We start from the raw sequence: 17,246 nt of genomic DNA, 5'->3' as shown, positions 1-17,246 counted from the left end.
CAACCGCCGTTTCTCCCGGCGCCGTAGCGCTGGTCTAGCCGGAGAACCGGTGAGGCTACCGTGCCCCAAGCGAAGAAGGTGATGCGCTCGGGGCCTCTCTTGGCGACATGAGCCCGCGATCGGCGGAGGGCGATCCCGCCGCGCGCGGAGCGCGGCCGCCGGCCGCTTCCATCGTGCTTCACAGCCGCGCTTCCACCGAGACATGACCGCGAAGATCGACGCGACCGTCCCCGCCCGAGCCCCCGTCGTTCTCCCCCTCGCGACGCCGCCCGCCCCCTTCGCGGCGGCCCGCGGCAGCGCCGAGGAGCGCCGCCTCGCCCACGAGGAGCGCGTCGCCCGCTGGAAGGCGATCGCCGAGGCGGGCGGGATCGACGCGTGGGTGAGCGCGGAGCTCGCCGCGCGCGGCGCCGTCGCGACCGGCGATCCCAAGGCGATGTCGGACCGCGAGCGCGCCCAGTGGAAGGAGCGCAAGAAGGTCGAGGCCCGCGAGCGCCGCGCGCTGCGCCGCCTCGCCTGGGAGGCGTACCTCGCCACGCACATCAACCACCTCGGCGCCGGCGTGCATTTCCGCGATCGCGAAGGGCCGGACGCCTTCGATGTCCCGGGCCTCGCCGAGCGCGCGCGGTCGCGCGGCCTCCCCGACCTGCCTTCCGCGGGCGAGCTCGCGAGCGCGCTCGGGCTGACGATCCCGCGGCTCCGCTGGCTCGCGTACCACCGCGAGGTCGACACCGGCACGCATTACCGGCGCTGGCTGATCCCGAAGCGCGACGGCAGCGCGCGCGCCATCTCGTCTCCGAAGCGGGAGCTCAAGCGCGCGCAGCGCTGGGCGCTCCGCAACCTGTTCGAGAGGCTCCCGGTCCACGCCGCGGCGCACGGCTTCCTCGCGAGCCGCTCCATCGTCACGAACGCGGCCGCGCACGCCGGCGCCGACACGATCGTCAAGATCGATATCAAGGATTTCTTCCCGACGATCACGTGGCGCCGCGTGCGCGGCCTGCTCCGCAAGGCGGGGGTGGCCGAGGGTCCGGCGACGCTCGTCGCGCTCCTCGCCACGGAGGCGCCGCGCGAGGTCGTGCAGTTCCGCGGGCAGACGCTCCACGTGGCGACCGGCCCGCGCGTGCTCCCGCAGGGCGCGCCCAGCTCTCCTGCGATCACGAACGCGATCTGCCTGCGGCTCGATCGGCGCGTGTCCGGGCTCGCGCGCAAGCTGGGGTTCCGTTACACGCGCTATGCTGACGATCTCACCTTCTCCTTTCGTGTGCCCGAGGCGCCCGGGCTCGCCGGCGCCGCGCGGCCGCGCGCGCCGGTGGGCGCGCTGCTCCGGGGCGTCCGGGAGATCTTGAGCGCGGAGGGCTTCCGGCTGCACCCCGGCAAGACCGTGGTGATGCGCAAGGGCAGCCGCCAGAAGGTGACGGGCCTCGTCGTCAACGGCGCTGGCGAGGCGGCCCCGGCGGCGCGGGTCCCGCGCGAGCGGGTGCGCGCGCTGCGCGCGGCGATCCGCAATCGGGAGCTGGGGAGGCCCGGCAAGGGGGAGACGCTCGCGCAGCTCAAGGGGCTCGCGGCGTTCGTGTACATGACCGATCCGGTCAGGGGACGCGCGTTCCTCGGGCGCATCGAGGCGCTCGAGCGGAATCAGCCGGCGCCGGCCGATGGGGAATCCGGGCGGTAGCCGGGCCAGGCGGCCAGCTCAGATCTCCGCGCGGGCGATAAAGAGAGCAGGCAGCGAGAGGGCTACTGTCGCTCCATCCTGAGCAGCGTGACGTCCCCCGCGTCCCTGCTGACCGCTGTCCCCCGCTGCCCCTGCGCCGTCAGCACCCAGTCGAAGACGCTGACGCCGCCGGACGAGTCGACCGTGGTGAAGGTGCCCGTGCCGTCCTCGTCCAGCGTCCATGTACCGGTAAAGGTATCGGTGAAGTACGTACCCTCGATATTCCCCGATTCCGTGGCGGTGAGCTTCCCATTGCGGTGGAATGTAATGGTCCCATTCGCCACGAAATTGCCCTGCCCGACGATGGTGCCGGAGGCGTCCCAGCCGAAGCGGCCCTGAAAACCGCCGCCCTTGCGCTCGGACGCCGCAGGCTCCTTCGCGTGAGCGATGCCGACGCCATGCTGTTCCACGTCGAGGAAGCACGCGCCTGTCAGCAGACCAACGATCGCCAGCCTTACCAACGACTTATTCATGTTGCACCTCCACTCTCGGCTTTCGCGGAGCGGGTATGTTCGAGATGGTCCGATGAGGGGCCACAGGCCCCCTCGATCCGAGCGCTTGCGTCTCCGCGCCTGCGGCGTGCCCAGATGGGTGATGACCCGAGGGACGCCGCGAGCATCGAGCACCCAAGTCTCGGTATCTGATCGAGGTTACGAGCCGGCGGGCTCAGCTGTCAACACCCGAGGGCACGACCGGGGCGAACCCGCTCGAATGTCGGAGTCCGAACAAATCTGCGGTACATGGCGCGCCCCGCGGGCTCGCCAGAGGGAGCGCGAAGCGACGATGGGGGGCGCGCCGCGCCGAGCTCGCGGGCTCAGCTCCTGGTCGAGAAGAGGCGGATCGCGTCCTTCGGGGTGCGCGTCGTGACCATGCTCGAGAGATCGATGCCCAGCGAGGTCATCGTCTGCGCGACCGCGGGCTGGATCCCCGTGATCGCGGCGCGCGCGCCGAGCAGGCCTATCGCGCGGACGATGCCGACGAGCCGGTCGGCGGTGCGCGCGTCCATCGCCTCGAGCGCCGAGAGATCGAGCACGACGCTGCGCACGTGCCGCGTCGCGATGGCGTCGAGCAAGCGCTCGGTGAGCATGGCCGTCCGCTCTTCGTCCATGGCGCCGATGAGCGGCACGCCGACGATGCCGTCGGCGACCTCCAGGATGGGCGCGGAGAGCGCCAGGATCTGCCGGTGCTGCGCCTGGATGACGGCGAGCCTCCGGTCGAGCTCGGCGGCGAGCGCCGATTTCTCGTCCGCCTCGCGCCGGGCCGCCGCGGCCATCGTCTGGAGCTCGCGCGCCGAGCGCTGGAGCGCGTCCTGGGCGCGCTGGCGCTCGGAGACATCCACGCTGAAGCAGGCGACCTGCACCTCGCCGCTCCTGCGGACGATCGGCTTCTTGACGGTCTCGTACCAGTGCACCTCGCCGTTCGGCCGCGTCTCCTTCTCCTCGATGATCGCCGGCTGCCGCGTGTCGATGACCTGCCGGTCGACGCTGGCGAACCCCGCGGCCTCCTCCGCGCTCGCGGTGAGCTCGTGCTGGGACGCGTGGACGACCTGCTCCGGGGTCATGCCGTAGCAGTCCGCGAGCGCGCTGTTCGCCAGGACGTAGCGGCTGTGCCGGTCCTTGATGAACATGAGGTTGGGCGCGAGATCGATGAAGCTGCGCAGGAGCTCCACCTCCTCGGCGAGCTCCTCCTCGCGGCGGCGCGGCGCCGCCCCGCCCTGCGCGCGCACGTGCACGAAGGCGAGCGGCTCTCCCTCGGCGCTCGCGCAGCGCAGGAACGTCCAGCGCTGCGGGCCCGATGCGTCCGCCGCCCCCGCGTCGATCTCCACCCGGCGCTGCGCCCCTCCGAGCACCGCGCGCGCGGCCTCCTCGGCCTGCGGCGCGAGGACCGGCGCCGCCCCGAAGGCGTCGCGCCATGCCGCGTTGACCTCTCGCAGCCGCAGGGTCGCGTCGAGCACCGCGAGCGGCTCAGGGAAAGCGTCCAAGTCTGCGCGCATGCGCACCTCCGTGGCGGCCCGTGCGACGCTGCAAGCGCACCGTGCCGAGAGCGACGACGATGCCTGTACGGCGCGCGGTTGTCTACGGCGTGCGCCGGTGTGCTGTCGTGAGCACAGGCACCGTCCCGGGCGCTTTATCCATTCGACTTAGAAGCTTGTTCGTCCGCTTCGCAACAAGGGTGTCCGGGTCGCTCGCCAGCTGTGAAGCCGGGCTCGGACCTGAATGCCTAAGGATGGTTGGGCGGCTCGCTCCCCTTCGGGTTCAGGGGCAGCCGCGCCGCCGGGTCGCCGAGCAGCACGTAGCCGCGCAGATCGTTGCGGAGCATGAATGCGCGGCTGCGGTGGATGGGCTCGACCGGGGAAGGCCGGCTCCACGCGCGGGCGTCCTCTTCGGCCTGGTAGCCGGCGATCAGCTCGTCGTTGACCTCGCGGTATGAGCGCATCAGCGCGTCGAGCGCCACGCCGGCGCGGCTGCCGCGGGCGGTCGCCTGGAGGCTGCTGAAGATCCGGGAGGCGCGGCTCTGCGCTGCCCGGCCCGGGTCGACGAAGCTGTAGGTCCAGGCGAGATCCAGGTGCCCGATCACCGCGAGCGGCCCGTCGGGGTTGCGGAGCGCGGCCTGCGGCAGCGCGGCGAGGAACGGGCGTTCGCCGTCGCCAGGCAAGCTCGCCAGCACGCGCCGGGCCTGGCCGGCATAGGCGCCCTCGCGCGCGAGGAGGGAGAGCCACGGGTAGAACGCGCTCTGCGCGGGCGTCCCGGCCCCGAAGCAGGCCAGGCAGAACCACAGGCCGCCCGGGAGGAAGGGGGCGCGCTGGAGCATCTCCGCCGTGAGCAGCGCGTCGGGGCCTCCGCATGCGCCCGCGAGCAGCGCCCCCTGGAGCGCGCGTTGCTGCTCGACGGAGGACCACCCGGCGCTGGGCCGGCCGAGCCCGTGGCTCACGGACAGGAGCACGGAGGGCCTCGCGGTGGTCCCCGCGCGGAGGAGCTCGTCCGCGATCTCGGCGCTCGGGATCTCGACCACGTTCGCGGCCGGGAAGCGCCGGCGGCCTGGCTTCTGCGCCATCGCGATGCAGGGATCGACGAGCAGATCGCGCCCCAGCTCGGTCGCGGCGGTGCCGTCCTCCGCGACGTAGAACAGGGCGTCGGGCTGGTCGTGGTCTGTCGGCGCCTTTGCCCAGCGCACGACCTTCTCCGCGTAGGCGGCATAGCCGGCGAGATCCGGCCGGCCGTCTGCGCTTGCGACGTGGAGGCGGCCGACGAACGCGCCGTTCGCGAGGACGTGCTGGAGCTCGGCGGAGATCTGGTCGAGATCGCCGAGGAGGAGCAGGTATCGCGGCCTCTCCTCCTCGGGGACGCGCTCGTCGCGCAGCACCTCGTTCTTCCACCGGAGCGACTCGGCCATGCCCATGCCGGGCCTGACGCGGTAGGGCTCGACCTTCGCCCCCTGCTCGGCCTCGCGCAGCCGGAGGAGCGGCGCGATCGCCTCGAGCGCCTGGTCGCCCAGGGCACCCTCGGGCGCGATCACCGACCAGCGCTGGAGCTCGAGATCGTTGGGATCCGCGTCGGGCATCTCGAGCGAGAGCGCGTCCACGGCCCGCGCGGTCTTTTCGGGCTTCGGCGCGCTGCCCGCCGCGAGTTCGGGCAGGCCCGCCGCGAGGGTGGGGCGGAGCTCGATCGCGTCCGCGAGCAAGAGCTCCAGGGTGCTGGGGGCTGCAGCGGTCATATCGGCGGCAGGGTGCCAGGGGCGTGCGGGGGGGTCAACGCGACGGGTCGGCGGCATTCCGAGGATGCCGTACCCATTGATGATTTCTCGCCGCCTGGCGCGGAGGAGGGGCCCAGAGCGGGAGGAGCGCACGGGCGGCGTTGTCCTTGAGGGACAGAATCGCCCGTCGAACCTCGTGTTGCCGAGCCGTCGGCGGCGACCTTGTCGGCCTGGCGGGCTGGCGACGCCCCCTGTTCCTTTCGATGGTCCCTCGCGGTAGAGTGACGCGGTGATGCGGCTGCGCGCCGAGAGCCCTGACGCGCTCGTATCGGAGGTGAACGATGCTGGACTGGCTCAAAAAGTGCTTCGGCTCGAAACATCAGCCCGTTCATCCACCGTGGAGAGCTGGCCAGTATGTGACCTATTTCCTCGAGCGCGAGGACGGGACCTGGACGGCCATGGCGATTCGCCTCCATGGCCAGCTGGACGATGGATCTTGGGCCCTCTCCGCAGATTTCAAGACCCCTCTCGGCGAGTGCACGGCCTGGTTCCGCTCCGATCCGCGGGCCGCTCTGGACGCGCCTGACCCTGTGCCCGGCCGGGTCGAGCGGATCCGAGGTGCCCTCATGAGTGGGAATGTCGACGTGGCGACGCTCGTCCAGCGACCCGAGATGCAGACGTCGATGGCGATGAACCTCCTCATCGTCCGCCGCTGGGACACTGCGAAGGAGGCCCTGGGCGGCGCCGCGCGCGAGGTCCGCTATCCGTGCGGGATCGACCGGGCGTACCCGCTCGTCACGCCCATCCCGGGGGCCGAGTACCAGAAGCACCATGATCTCAACCCGCGCGTGATGCTGACGGGCGTGGCGTGCTTGTCGATCGACGGCGGCAAGAACCCGATCACCGTGACCTCGTTCGGGTGGAGCGATCCCAAGGGGAGCATGCCCGACTCGTACGATGACTTCGTGGATTTCTCCCACCCGAAGCGCGTCGAGCACGAAGGGTTCTCGCTCATGTACCCGGCGACCTGGTTTCTCCGCTCGGAGGAAACCGAGGAGTCTGGCCTCCGGACCGCCAAACACGTCGCGCAGCTCGGCGGCAACACCTGTGCGGCGACGCTCTCGGTCACCCTGTCCCACGGCGATGATGCGCAGGTCGCCGCCGAGCGCGACGGCATCGTGAGCAGGCTGGAGGCGCTCCCTGGGTCCAAGGAGGGCGAGGTTCACCGCCGAACGGCGGATGTTCCGGTGTTAGCAGGGGACGCCGCGGGGTTCGCGTTCGATTTCATCGGTCCGGCGATCGAAGGCTTCTCCGCGAACGGCGTCTTCCGCGCGGAGGCAGGCGATCGCGTGGCGCATGTCTCCCTGTTTGGCTGCGTCGCGAGGGCGAACCCTCGCCGGGATCTGACGCTCGCAGAGATGCGCGCGGTGTTCCGCGAGACCGTGGAGAGCTTTCAGTTCACCTGAGCTGGATGCTCCGTTCAGCGCTGCCGTTCGACGCTCCGGTAGATCGCGGCGGCGTCCTAGCCGCCGGCTTCCAGGCGCAGCTCTCCCCGCATCCTGGGCTGGAACGAGACCGTCATCACACCGACAACGTGCCCGGCCTGGTCGACGACCGGCGCGCCGCTGAAGCCGCGAAGGTCGACCGGCGGGTCGATGTCGTAACGGAAGCGATGTCCGCTCCGCACGGCGACCTTGCCGGCATAGACGTTGCGCTCGCGCCCTGGAGAGATATCGTGCAGAGTAGGCATTTGGGCTGCTCACGGCGGATCAACCTCCGGGTAGAACGGTGTCCGGCCGTACGAGCGCTCGCAGGACTCGTAGCCTTTCCGGGCGTCCTCATCACTCTCGTCGAGGTAAGTTCGGCGCATTTCAGGGGAGAGGCAATCGGTGGTGGCGGCGCGGAGGCTCTGCTGAAGGGTTCGCGCAGAGATGGGCCACACCCGCGCCGTCCTGTCACCCGACGCGGTGACCACCCGCTGCCCGTCGGCGCTGAATACGGCCGATTCAACCTTGTCCTCGTGGCCCCTGAGCACGACGGGCGCGCCGCTGCCGTCCGCGTTCCACACCCGCGCCGTCTTATCGACCGACGCGGTGACCACCCGCTGCATGCGAGCGAGATTACCTGGTCCGCGCGCCGCTTCGCCTCGGGCGCGTCCCGCGGTTCGCCGAGCTGCGCTCCGGCCCGCCCGCGCACGCACGGCGTTGCGCCCCGGAGGGGTCCGGGACCCCCGCGAACGCTCTGCATTGCGTTCCGGAGGGGTCCGGACCCCCCTCTTGGCACAAAAAACCGCGTTCTCGGGGGGCAAATGGCACAAAAAAGTGCGTTGCGGAGCGATTTCTGGCACAAGATTGCCCTCTCGTACGCTCCCCAGAACGTTCTCGAGGGGTCCGGACCCCGGTGTGTCGCAATGCATTGCGTTTGTGCCAGTCCCGGACCCCCCTCCCCTGGCACAGCGGAACGCTGAAACGGCACAGATCGCCGTCCTCGCCCCCTCGCTTGGCACAGAGGCCGAGGCGGCCCTGCCCAACCTCGGTCGGGTCGGCCTCAACCCGGTCGGGTCGGCCCAACCTCGGTCAGGTCGGCCTCAATCTCGGTCAGGTCGGCCTCAACCTCGGTCGGGACGGCCCAACCTCGGTCGGGTCGGCCTCAACCTCGGTCAGGTCGGCCTCAACCTCGGTCGGGTCGGCCCAACCTCGGTCAGGTCGGCCTCAACCTCGGTCGGGTCGGCCGTCACCCTCGCCGGGGGAGCGCCGTACCCGTTTCGACAACACGACGACGGCGCCTCGAGTCCGTGTCACCCAGCCCGGGCTCTTGCTGTGCGCGCGGCGCTCGACATACGACGCCGCGATCGCCCCCAGGAGCAAGCCCATGTCCAGACCGTCGATTCGCGCGCTCGTCGCGCGCCGCTCTTGCGCCGCCGCCGCCTTCTCCGCGGTCGCCCTCGCCGCCGCGCCGGGCTCGGCGGCCTCGAGCCGCACGAGCTACATCGTCGCCGAGATTACGAGCGCCAACGCGGGCCTGCCCTCGAGCGCTCGGGTCGAGAAGTACGCGGAGATGAAGGCCTCTCCGTTCACGTTCTTCCGCGGCTCCAACCACCTCTACTGGAAGGATCTCGGCAGCTCGCCACAGCTCCTCACGTATGGCGGCGCGAGCTCCACCCGGACGTGGCTCGGCGGCGACATGCACGTCAACAACATGGGCTCGTTCGATGACGACCAGGGCGACGTCGTGTACGCCATCAACGATTTCGACGAGGCGGTCATCGGCGATTACCAGCTCGACGTCTGGCGGCTCGCCACGAGCCTCGCGCTGGTCGCCCGCGAGAACGGCGGCTACAGCCTCGCCGACCAGGGCTCGCTCCTCGACGCGTTCACCGAGGCGTACCTCGACGCGATCGCGAGCTACGCCGGGAATAACCAGGAGACCACGCGGAAGTTCACGGAGAGCAACACCTATGGCCTGCTCGACGACTTCCTCGACGACGTCGAGGCGTCGAACAGCCGGGCCGAGATGCTCGACGATTTCACGAGCAAGATCGGCGGCGTGCGCGCGCTCGACACGGGGGGCAACCCGGATCTCGCCCCGGTGTCCGCGGCCGTGGACGCCGACGTCCGGGGCCACATGGCGGCCTATCGCGCCACCCTGAGCGGCGGCGGCAGCGGGCTGCCGGCCGCCTACTTCGCGGTGAAGAGCGTGGCCCAGCGGCTGCACAGCGGGATCGGCTCGCTCGGCGTGACGCGGTATTACGTGCTGATCGAGGGGCCGACCGCGGGACAGGACGACGACCGCCTCCTCGACGTCAAGGCCCAGGGCGCGCCGAGCGCGTTCGCCGGCATCGCCGCCGCCGCCGTCTCCCAGACCAACGCGGCGAGCGGCGGCAACCAGGCAACCCGGACCGTGCTCGCGTACAAGGCGCTCGGCTACAGGGTCGATGACCTGCTCGGCTGGATGACGCTCTCCGACGGCCAGAGCTACAGCGTGCGCGAGCGCTCGCCCTACAAGGACACCTTCGACACCGCCAGCCTCTCGACGATGACCCGCTTCACCAACCTCGCCCAGCAATGGGGCGAGATCCTGGCGACGCACCACGCGCGCGCCGACAATGACTGGGACGCGGCGGTGTTTCCCGGCTCGGTCGACGGGCAGATCGACGCGCTCACCGACGGGGATCACGCGGGCTTCCGCGCCAGGGTGCGCGCGATCGCGCTCGATTACGCCGACCAGGTCGCGCTGGATTACGCGAGCTTCTGCGCCAGCTTCTGACCGCAGCGAGGGGCGCGCGCCGGAGCACGCGGGCGCTCAGCGCGCGCTCACCTCGTCCGCTTCAGCGCCGCCTTGAGCACGTGCTCCGCGATCAGATACCCGAACCCCTCCCCGTCGATCCGCCGGAGCAGCTGGTCGCGCGTGATCCGGAGCGCCGCCGCGGTGGCGTCCAGGTTCCACCCGTGCCCCGCGAGCTGCTGGAGGAGCCGCGCGCGCCGCACCTGCCCGGCCGAGAGCCGGAACGTCTTCGCGTACTCCAGCGTGCCGTCGTCGCGCACGATCGCCTCGCCGAGGTGGTTGTCGAGCGCCGGATCCAGCTCGGTCATGAACCGCTGCAGCGAGAACGGCCCCGCCCGGTACACGCGCTCCGCCGCGATCGGCCGGCCGATCACGCCCGCGGCCGTGTCCACGTGGAGCGCGCCGGCCTCGGCCCGCGCCCGGCGGAGCGCCGCCCGCAGATCGTCGAGCGAGCCGATCTCCGCCTCGTCGATCGTGTGCACGAGCACCTGGCTGTCGCCGTGGTGGCGGGCCGCGTAGAGCAGCGTCTCCTCGTAGAAATCCTCGATCAACGTGCGGTGCAGCGCGCGGTAGTCGTCGGGGTGCGACACCACGAACACCGACGCGAGCAGCTCGCCGACGAACAGCAGGACGCCGCACTGCCCCTCGTGGATCTCGAAGACGCGCAGCGCGTCCTCGAGGCTCGGGATTGCCCGGCCGGAGAGCGACACCTCGGTGCGCGGATCGAGGCCGCGGGAGATCGCCCGCCGCGAGTACTCGGACCAGGCGATCTCGGGGGCGTCGAAGTGCAGGGCGAGGAAGCCCTCCATCGCGAGGTGCTGCGGCAGGAGGCGCAGGCGGTTCCGCTCGGCCGGGTCCTCGCCGCGCGCCTCGCGCCGGACCATGCGGTGGAGCACGTTGACGCCGCGGCACAGCTTGGCGAGCGGGTGGCGGTCGGCCGGCCCCGCGAGCGCCGCGCCGTAGGACGCGACCGGCGAGCCGTCCTCGGTCCACCCGACCACGAGCGCGTGCGGCACGTAGGAGCAGTAGGCCGAGCCCTCGCCCACATCGACGAGCGCCGTGGGGTCGTCGTACCGGCGGCGGGCGATGCGCAGGTCGTCGCGCGGCGCGGACCGGAGGAGCGGGACCAGGCGCACGCCCGCGAAGACCTGGGCGTGCGTGGCCGTGAGGCCCCGGAGCGAGAGCGACCGGAGCAGGGCCGGCGCCTTGGCCATCAGGGCACCTCGAGCGCCGCGCCGGGCGCCTCTTCCGCAGGCCCCGCCGCGCCGGGCGCCCCTTCCGCAGGCCCCGCCGCGCCGGGCGCCCCTTCCGCAGGCCCCGCCGCGCCGGGCGCCCCTTCCGCAGGCCCCGCCGCGCCGGGCGCCCCTTCTGCGGGCCCCGCCGCGCCGGGCGCCCTGGCGTGCCGCGCGAGCAGGGCGTCCGCGCGCCGCGCCAGGTAACGCTCGAGCTCCGCGAGCGGCGCCGTCCCCTCGGCGAACCGGGCGAAGCCGAGGACCGTCGGCAGATCCTCGGCGTCGCGCAGGCCGACCGTCGGGATCGACGGGCCGAGCGCGCGCGGCGCGTAGCGCTCGCTGTCGAACACCGGGTTGATGTGGACGATCGACGTGCGCTGCCCCGGATCGAGCCGCGCACGGAAGCACCGGGCGACCTCGGCGGCGGCGCCGGCCGGGTCGTTCTCGAAGCCGTCCGAGACCACGATCACGACGTCGGGGCGCCACGCGAGCGCGTCGAGCAGCGGCGTCGCGAGATCGGTCTGGCCGCGCGCGCCGACGAGGATCTCGTCCGGCGTGGGCGCGGTCCAGAACGCGCGGTACTCGCCGGCGGCGGCGCGGAGCAGGTAGCTCACGCCCAGCGCGACGGCGAGCGGACGGCGGCGCTTCTCGCTCGATCCGGACGCCGAGTAGCTCCGGTCGAGCACGGCGGCGACGCGCCCGAGCGCGGCGGGGCTCCGGCGGAGCGCGCGGGCGGCGGCGCGCTCGAGCGCGGCGTGGAGCTCGTCGCGGCGGTCGCGCCGCGCCGCCTCGGGCAGCGAGAGCGCGTAGAGGGCGACGCGCGTGAGCGGGGCGCGGCCGAGGTCGACGGCGAGGTCGACGTCCTCGCGCCCGGCGGCGCGCTGCAACCGCAGGCGCTCGCCCTCGGTCATGCGCGGCGCGGCGCGGCGCAGGAGCTCGTCGCGCGCGACGCCGCGGGCGGCGGCGAGGCCCTCGGCGACGGTCAGCGGCAGGTCGAAGATCGCCTCCTTCGCGTAGCGGGCCTGCCGCGCGCGCTCGAGCAGCGGCGCCTCGAACGGCGCGCGCCGCCCGGGCTCGAACAGGAACGGCCCGATCTCGCCGGGCAGCCGGAGGTGGGCGTGCACGGCGAGCGCGCGGACGTGGGCGCGGTACTTCACGGCGTCGAAGGCCGGGTCGGGCCGGCCGGCGAGGTAGTCGCGGATGACGGCGCGCGCGCGGCGGTTGTTCACGCGCCGCTCCCGGAGCTCGCGGAGCGCCCGGAGCGCGCGCTGCGGCGGGAGCTCCCGGAGCGCGGCCGCGACGAGCAGCCCCTCCTCGCGCCGGTCTTCGGCGGGCGTCTCGGCGCCGGTCGCGAGGAGGTTCACGGCGATGCGCGCCTGGTTGAAGTGGTTGATGCCGGCCGCGAGCGTGCGCGCGTAGAGGCGGCGGTAGTTGCCGAGGATGTACTCGTGGAGGAAGTCGACGGAGACGACCTGGCCGCCGGAGGAGCCGTAGAACTCGGCCTGCCCGGTGCACGCGAAGCAGGCGTTGATGAACATGACGAGGTCCTCGCGCTCGACGCGCTCGGTATGAAAGCGGGCGGGGGGCGCGGGCGGCATGCGAAGAGCCGCCCGGGGAATGGTGGGGCGATCTACCTACGACAGTAACCAGACTGGGCTCGGAAATCGCCCCGAAGTCCCACGGGCGGCGACCGGCAGGATACACCGGGAGGGCGCACCACAGAACCACAGAACGGGCCGAGCAGGTTTGCTTCACCGGCCCTGCGCAGGCGCAGGCGCGGGCGCTGCGCAGGCGCGGGCGCTGCGCACGGGTCAGGCGCCGAGGCGCGGGCGCCGGAATCGCCGGCCCGGGTCCACGCCGGTCTACTCCGGCCAGACCTCGATCCAGACGAACAGCACCTGTCCGGCGGCCTGGTCGCCGACGGCCACCGGGTACACCGTGCGCGCCCGGAGCGCCTCGACGAGGTGATCGCGGTGGATGGCGAACCTCCCGATGAAGTCGTCGCTCACCAGGTCCCGATCGATGAGCTCACCGCTCACGTGGACGTCGGGCGCGAGCGGCACGCGGCGCCAGGTCGGCGGGCCTTTCCATCCGGGCGTGCAGGTGTCGCGCTGCCCCGGGCGATCGAGCGCGAGCCGGCCGAGCGACCGGCCGCCCACGAACAGCTCCGCCGAGCCGAACGGCTCCGGCGGCTCGGTGCCCGCCCCCGCCGCCTCCGCGGCGAACCCCGCCACGCTGGCGGCCGCCGCGGCCGGGTGCGCCGTGCGGAGCATGTCGCCGATGGCGGTGAGCGCCCCCGCCGGGACCGTGCCCATGCCGTCCCACTGGCGCCCATCCGCCTTGGCCGGGCTGATGACCGCGCCGTCGATGGAGACGCGCACATGGGCCGGCAGCGGCTCCTCCGCCGGCTTGCACGCCGCGCAGCCGAGGGCGAGCCCGCACAGCGAGGCCGCCTGCGAGGCCGCTTGGAGGAGAGGACGTGACGCCATGCCTCGGGAGCGTACCCCGGCGGGCGCGGGGCACCAACGCGCAAGGCCTCGCCCGGCCGGTGGAAGCCGGTGGAAGCCGGTGGAAGCCGGTGGAAAGGCCTCGACGACGGCAACACCTGCTCCTGCCGCCCGAAGCGGGCGCGGCGATTCGCCCTTGACCTCCTCGAACCCTTTCACTTTTCCTCCGCCCTCGGTAGCCTCTGAGTCTGGTGTCCCTCGGCAGCCGCAGGGCTCGCGCGAAGCGCTCGTTTCATGGCAGGCGTGCATGCCTCGCCCGCGTCTTCGACGGCTGTCGGCTCGAACCGGTCGCGCCACGGAATAGAGCCTGAAGGGCGCGCGCTCGGATACCCGCAGGCGATCCCAGGAAAGAGGAACCAGCTTCATGTCGCACAAAGAGACCGTGTCCATCATCGGCTTGGGTCAAATGGGCGCCGCGCTGGCGCGCGCCTACATCGGCGCCGGCCATCGGGTGACCGTATGGAACCGGACCCACGGCAAGGCCGAGCCGTTTCAGGGCCAGGCGAAGGTGGCGGCGACGCCCGAGCAGGCATGCGGCGAGAGCGACCTGACGATCATCTCGCTGTCCAACTACGAAGCGAGCGACCAGGTCCTCCGCGCTCCCCTCGTGGCCGAGGCCGCGAAGGGCCGGACGCTGGTACAGCTGACCAGCGGCACGCCCAACGACGCCCGCAGCGGGGCGGCATGGACGTCGGAGCTCGGGATCAACTACCTGGACGGCTGCATCATGGCTTACCCCAGCTACATCGGTGGTGAGCAGACGGCGGTGTTCTACTCGGGTCCCAAGGCGCTCTACGACCGCCACGAGCCGACGCTGCGCGTCCTCGGCGGGGCCACCTCCCACGTCGGCGAGCCGATCGGGGCCGCGGCAGCGCTCGACTGCGCTCTGCTGGAGAGCTTTTACGGCGCCACGCTGTCGGTCCTGCACGGGGCGGCGATCTGCGCGTCGGAGAAGTTTCCCCTCGACGCGTACTTCGCCGGTGTTCAGGCGATCATGCCGCTCATCTCGATCACCGCCGACATGAGCAAGAAGATGCTGGCGACCGGCGACTTCAAGGGGACCGACTGCACGCTGGACATTCACGTCGGCGCCATCGAGCACATCGCGCGCCTCAGCCGGGAGAACAACGTCGACCGGCGCATCCCGGAGCTCATCCTGTCCTACTTCAAACGGGCATTGCAGCTCGGCCACGGCTCCGATGAGATCGCCGCCGTGTTCAACGCCATTCAGGATCAGGCCCGCGCCGACCAGCGCTGAGGGGTCCGCTCCTCGGGCGCGCTCGCTCGCGCGCGACCGAGCGGCGTGGAGGCTGGCAAGATCTTGCCGGGGCTTGCCGGAAGCGCGGCAAGATCTTGCCGCAGGTGAAGGCGCTCGCCCGTCGACTCAGAAGCGCTCGCGGACCCAGGCCTCGCTCTTCGCCCAGAGCGCCGCTGCTCGCTCGAGATCGAGCGCATATGGACGGACCCCTTCGCTGATGGGATCGATCGGGTCGAGGGTCACCGTCGTGGTGACATGGCAGTTCTCGCAGTAGCGGCCGCCGACCTCGTCCGGCTCGGCCACCACGCCAGCCCAGACCGAGGTCGCCGCGCCTTGGGGGATCGTCTTGGGCGCGAACGGCGGTTTGCCTTGAGCAGCGAGATCCGCATTGATCCGCTCGACCAGGGTCGAGAGGGCGTCCCCGGGGAGGTGACGCCCGAGCTCGGTCTCGATGACGCCCGGATGCACGGCGGTGGCGCGCGCCCCGCGCTCGCGGAGGCGTCGATCGAGCTCCACCGCGAACAGGATGTTCGCGGTCTTGGAGCGCCCGTAGGCGACGAACGGCTCGTAACGCGTGCGCTCGAAGTGAGGATCGTCGAGGTCGACGTCCGCGTAGCGATGCCCCGCGGACGAGAGGGACACCACCCTCGAGCCCGCCCGCAGCAAGGGCGCGATCCGGTTGACGAGCACGAAATGGCCGAGGTGGTTCGTGCCGAATTGCAGCTCGAACCCATCCTCGGTCAGGCCGAACGGGCACGCCATCACACCGGCGTTGGCGATGACGACGTCGAACGGCTCCCCCTGCCTCAGCAAGCTGTCGGCGCAGCGGCGCACGCTGGCCAGCGAAGCGAGATCCAGCTCCACCAGCTCGAGCCGTCCGGCTCCGGCGCTCGCCGCTCGCACCCCGCGGGTCGCCGCCTCCGCTTTCTCGAGGTTCCGCGCTGCGCCCACGACGTGGGCGCCGTGGGCGACCAACGCGCGCGCCGTCTCGACGCCGAGGCCGGCGGACACGCCGGTGACCAAGATGCGTTTGCCGCCGAGATCACGGCCCTCGAGCACTTCGTCCGTGGTCGACGCCGATCCAAAGGACTGGGTCATCGCTGTCTCCTTGAGGGGAACCCTTCGGTATGGGGGTCCACGCTCGAACCGTCGAAGAGCGCGCGTCCGCGACGCGCGCGCTCTTCGACACGCTCTTCCGCGCGCTCAGGACGCCTTGTACTCCGTCGCGACATCCAGGACCCACGTGACGCCGAAGCGATCCTTGAGCATGCCGTACAGGGGGGTCCATCCCGACGGCGCCAGGGGCTGCGCGATGGTCGCGCCAGCGGAGAGCTTCTCCCAGAGCGCGGTGATCTCGGCGGCCGAGTCGCCGCGGACCGAGACGAAGAACGCGTTCGTGCCTTGCTCCCATGGCGTCCGGGAGGGCACGTCGTAAGCCATCACGCGGAAGCCGTTCTTGGCGGCGACCTGGCCCCACATCACCTGATCGGCCTCCGACGGGGCCTGGACGCTGTGGGCGTCCTTGTAGGTGACGATGGTGATGTCACCGCCGAACACGGACTGGTAAAATTCCAGCGCCGCTCGGGCATCGCCACGGAAGTTGAGGTGATTTGTAACGCTGACGGTCATGACGTTCTCCTAGGCAGGTTCAGGGTTTCGAGCGTGTCCGCGCGCGCGCGGCCCGCCGGGGCGGCGCGGATTCGTGGGCCCGTGAGGCGGTGTGATCGGGCCGGTGACCCGTCGAGCCTGGCGGCGCGTCGGAGGGTTGATTCCGGAGGGCCGGCACGATGACGCCGTCGACCATCGACACGAGGAAGGCCAGGTCGAACGGCTTGCGCTGGACCAAGGTGCGGTACGCGGCCATCGACGCGATGACCCGGGACAGGGTGCCGATGTCGGCGGACGCCGAGACCTCGCCGCGCGCCACGGCGCGCTGCATCAGCGCGAGATGCGCTTCGGCCCACGGCTCGACGATCGCGCTGTTGGCGGCCTCGGCGAGCGCGTGCTCCTGCGAGAGCAGCGAGGCGAGCCCGGTCATGATCTTGAGCTTGCGCTCTCCCTCCTCGATCGACTGCGGCTTGAACAAGCCGAGGAGGTCTCCGCGGAGCGTGCCCGTGTCCGGCAGATGCTCGAGGTCGACCTGATTGCGCTTCATGTGCGCGACGGCGTCGATGACCAGCTCCGCCTTCGAGGTCCAACGACGGTAGATGGTCGCCTTCCCGGCGCCGGCCCGCGCGGCCACCAAGTCCATCGTCAAGCCCGCGGCGCCCACCTCGGCGAGGACCTCGAGCGCGGCGTCGAGGATCTTGGCGTCGCGCGAGTGGTCTCGCTTGCGCCCCGGCCTCGGGGGCTCCACCTCGGCGGGATCGTCCTCGTTCTGAGTCATGCGGTCACCTCACCCTCTGCACATATCGATACCGCGCAGTTTCGATACCGTCAAGTTCCGAAACCGTCCGGTGTCGTTTTGTCGCCGGCGTGCCCGCGGTTCTGCGTCGCCCGCCAGGCGCGGAGCCGCTGGGCGCCGGCGTCGCCAGAGGGGGCGAGCTGCCGCGATCCGCCTCTCC

General features: G+C 71.7%; 15 protein-coding genes. 4 read left to right on the top strand and 11 right to left on the bottom strand.

The features are described 5' to 3' along the window. Window positions 1–202 precede the first annotated feature (202 nt). A complete protein-coding gene (locus NQZ70_RS11720; RefSeq protein ID WP_129574298.1) occupies window positions 203–1,669 on the top strand; it encodes a reverse transcriptase family protein in 1,467 nt (488 codons plus the stop codon). A 62-nt stretch (window positions 1,670–1,731) separates the two neighbouring features. Here the strand turns inward: NQZ70_RS11720 and NQZ70_RS11715 are convergent, their stop codons facing one another. From NQZ70_RS11715 to NQZ70_RS11705, 3 genes are all read right to left on the bottom strand, one after another. Next, on the bottom strand, window positions 1,732–2,181 hold the full coding sequence (locus NQZ70_RS11715; RefSeq protein WP_129574297.1) for a hypothetical protein: 450 nt from the start codon (window positions 2,179–2,181) through the stop codon (window positions 1,732–1,734). Window positions 2,182–2,522: 341 nt separating this feature from the next. Further along, window positions 2,523–3,701 (bottom strand): PAS domain-containing protein, encoded by a 1,179-nt coding sequence (locus tag NQZ70_RS11710; protein ID WP_129574296.1) that lies wholly within the window; start codon window positions 3,699–3,701, stop codon window positions 2,523–2,525. Window positions 3,702–3,928: 227 nt separating this feature from the next. Continuing rightward, a complete protein-coding gene (locus tag NQZ70_RS11705) occupies window positions 3,929–5,422 on the bottom strand; it encodes a hypothetical protein (RefSeq protein ID WP_129574295.1) in 1,494 nt (497 codons plus the stop codon). Window positions 5,423–5,742: 320 nt separating this feature from the next. On the opposite strand from NQZ70_RS11705, the gene NQZ70_RS11700 reads away from it, so the two are divergent. Beyond that, on the top strand, window positions 5,743–6,867 hold the full coding sequence (locus NQZ70_RS11700; RefSeq protein WP_129574294.1) for a hypothetical protein: 1,125 nt from the start codon (window positions 5,743–5,745) through the stop codon (window positions 6,865–6,867). A gap of 56 nt (window positions 6,868–6,923) precedes the next feature. On the opposite strand, the gene NQZ70_RS11695 is transcribed toward NQZ70_RS11700, so the two are convergent. Then, on the bottom strand, window positions 6,924–7,151 hold the full coding sequence (locus NQZ70_RS11695) for a trypsin-like peptidase domain-containing protein (RefSeq protein ID WP_129574293.1): 228 nt from the start codon (window positions 7,149–7,151) through the stop codon (window positions 6,924–6,926). A gap of 9 nt (window positions 7,152–7,160) precedes the next feature. After that, window positions 7,161–7,511, bottom strand: coding sequence for a WD40 repeat domain-containing protein (locus NQZ70_RS11690; RefSeq protein WP_237245239.1), 351 nt, complete (start codon window positions 7,509–7,511; stop codon window positions 7,161–7,163). A 761-nt stretch (window positions 7,512–8,272) separates the two neighbouring features. Between NQZ70_RS11690 and NQZ70_RS11685 the strand changes: the two genes are divergently transcribed. Next, window positions 8,273–9,667, top strand: coding sequence for a DUF2252 domain-containing protein (locus NQZ70_RS11685; RefSeq protein ID WP_129574291.1), 1,395 nt, complete (start codon window positions 8,273–8,275; stop codon window positions 9,665–9,667). A gap of 47 nt (window positions 9,668–9,714) precedes the next feature. Here NQZ70_RS11685 and NQZ70_RS11680 read toward each other — a convergent pair whose 3' ends face one another. The 3 genes from NQZ70_RS11680 to NQZ70_RS11670 all read right to left on the bottom strand — a co-directional run bounded on the left by NQZ70_RS11680 (window position 9,715) and on the right by NQZ70_RS11670 (window position 13,406). Continuing rightward, on the bottom strand, window positions 9,715–10,899 hold the full coding sequence (locus tag NQZ70_RS11680; protein ID WP_129581292.1) for an ARPP-2 domain-containing protein: 1,185 nt from the start codon (window positions 10,897–10,899) through the stop codon (window positions 9,715–9,717). Then, complete coding sequence (locus NQZ70_RS11675; RefSeq protein ID WP_272828229.1) at window positions 10,899–12,515, bottom strand: hypothetical protein; 1,617 nt, start codon at window positions 12,513–12,515, stop codon at window positions 10,899–10,901. The genes NQZ70_RS11680 and NQZ70_RS11675 overlap by 1 nt, the downstream gene beginning before the upstream one ends. A 264-nt stretch (window positions 12,516–12,779) precedes the next feature. Next, window positions 12,780–13,406 (bottom strand): hypothetical protein, encoded by a 627-nt coding sequence (locus NQZ70_RS11670; RefSeq protein ID WP_129574290.1) that lies wholly within the window; start codon window positions 13,404–13,406, stop codon window positions 12,780–12,782. A 325-nt stretch (window positions 13,407–13,731) separates the two neighbouring features. Between NQZ70_RS11670 and NQZ70_RS11665 the strand changes: the two genes are divergently transcribed. Beyond that, window positions 13,732–14,682, top strand: a complete 951-nt coding sequence (locus NQZ70_RS11665) for an NAD(P)-dependent oxidoreductase (RefSeq protein WP_257792792.1) — start codon at window positions 13,732–13,734, stop codon at window positions 14,680–14,682. Between the two features lie 126 nt (window positions 14,683–14,808). On the opposite strand, the gene NQZ70_RS11660 is transcribed toward NQZ70_RS11665, so the two are convergent. The 3 genes from NQZ70_RS11660 to NQZ70_RS11650 all read right to left on the bottom strand — a co-directional run bounded on the left by NQZ70_RS11660 (window position 14,809) and on the right by NQZ70_RS11650 (window position 17,068). Next, complete coding sequence (locus NQZ70_RS11660) at window positions 14,809–15,780, bottom strand: SDR family NAD(P)-dependent oxidoreductase (protein WP_129574288.1); 972 nt, start codon at window positions 15,778–15,780, stop codon at window positions 14,809–14,811. 105 nt (window positions 15,781–15,885) lie between these two features. Further along, window positions 15,886–16,311, bottom strand: a complete 426-nt coding sequence (locus NQZ70_RS11655; protein WP_129574287.1) for a VOC family protein — start codon at window positions 16,309–16,311, stop codon at window positions 15,886–15,888. Between the two features lie 19 nt (window positions 16,312–16,330). Further along, window positions 16,331–17,068: a TetR/AcrR family transcriptional regulator gene (locus NQZ70_RS11650; RefSeq protein ID WP_129574286.1), complete on the bottom strand. Its 738-nt coding sequence runs from the start codon at window positions 17,066–17,068 to the stop codon at window positions 16,331–16,333. Between the last annotated feature and the right edge of the window lie 178 nt (window positions 17,069–17,246).

It is taken from the genome of Sorangium sp. So ce836 (genome assembly GCF_028553905.1).
In the GTDB taxonomy this organism is placed as follows: Bacteria; Myxococcota_A; Polyangia; order Polyangiales; family Polyangiaceae; genus Sorangium; species Sorangium cellulosum_D.
The sequence above is the reverse complement of the archived record's forward strand: the minus strand, read 5'-3'. Positions and strand labels throughout refer to the sequence as shown.

Excerpts from the sequence above, each read along its gene's own strand:
- NQZ70_RS11720 (WP_129574298.1), top strand. The coding sequence starts at position 203 with ATGACCGCGAAGATCGACGCGACCGTCCCCGCCCGAGCCCCCGTCGTT.
- NQZ70_RS11715 (WP_129574297.1), bottom strand. The coding sequence starts at position 2,181 with ATGAATAAGTCGTTGGTAAGGCTGGCGATCGTTGGTCTGCTGACAGGC.
- NQZ70_RS11710 (WP_129574296.1), bottom strand. The coding sequence starts at position 3,701 with ATGCGCGCAGACTTGGACGCTTTCCCTGAGCCGCTCGCGGTGCTCGAC.
- NQZ70_RS11705 (WP_129574295.1), bottom strand. The coding sequence starts at position 5,422 with ATGACCGCTGCAGCCCCCAGCACCCTGGAGCTCTTGCTCGCGGACGCG.
- NQZ70_RS11700 (WP_129574294.1), top strand. The coding sequence starts at position 5,743 with ATGCTGGACTGGCTCAAAAAGTGCTTCGGCTCGAAACATCAGCCCGTT.
- NQZ70_RS11695 (WP_129574293.1), bottom strand. The coding sequence starts at position 7,151 with ATGCCTACTCTGCACGATATCTCTCCAGGGCGCGAGCGCAACGTCTAT.
- NQZ70_RS11690 (WP_237245239.1), bottom strand. The coding sequence starts at position 7,511 with ATGCAGCGGGTGGTCACCGCGTCGGTCGATAAGACGGCGCGGGTGTGG.
- NQZ70_RS11685 (WP_129574291.1), top strand. The coding sequence starts at position 8,273 with ATGTCCAGACCGTCGATTCGCGCGCTCGTCGCGCGCCGCTCTTGCGCC.
- NQZ70_RS11680 (WP_129581292.1), bottom strand. The coding sequence starts at position 10,899 with ATGGCCAAGGCGCCGGCCCTGCTCCGGTCGCTCTCGCTCCGGGGCCTC.
- NQZ70_RS11675 (WP_272828229.1), bottom strand. The coding sequence starts at position 12,515 with ATGCCGCCCGCGCCCCCCGCCCGCTTTCATACCGAGCGCGTCGAGCGC.
- NQZ70_RS11670 (WP_129574290.1), bottom strand. The coding sequence starts at position 13,406 with ATGGCGTCACGTCCTCTCCTCCAAGCGGCCTCGCAGGCGGCCTCGCTG.
- NQZ70_RS11660 (WP_129574288.1), bottom strand. The coding sequence starts at position 15,780 with ATGACCCAGTCCTTTGGATCGGCGTCGACCACGGACGAAGTGCTCGAG.
- NQZ70_RS11655 (WP_129574287.1), bottom strand. The coding sequence starts at position 16,311 with ATGACCGTCAGCGTTACAAATCACCTCAACTTCCGTGGCGATGCCCGA.
- NQZ70_RS11650 (WP_129574286.1), bottom strand. The coding sequence starts at position 17,068 with ATGACTCAGAACGAGGACGATCCCGCCGAGGTGGAGCCCCCGAGGCCG.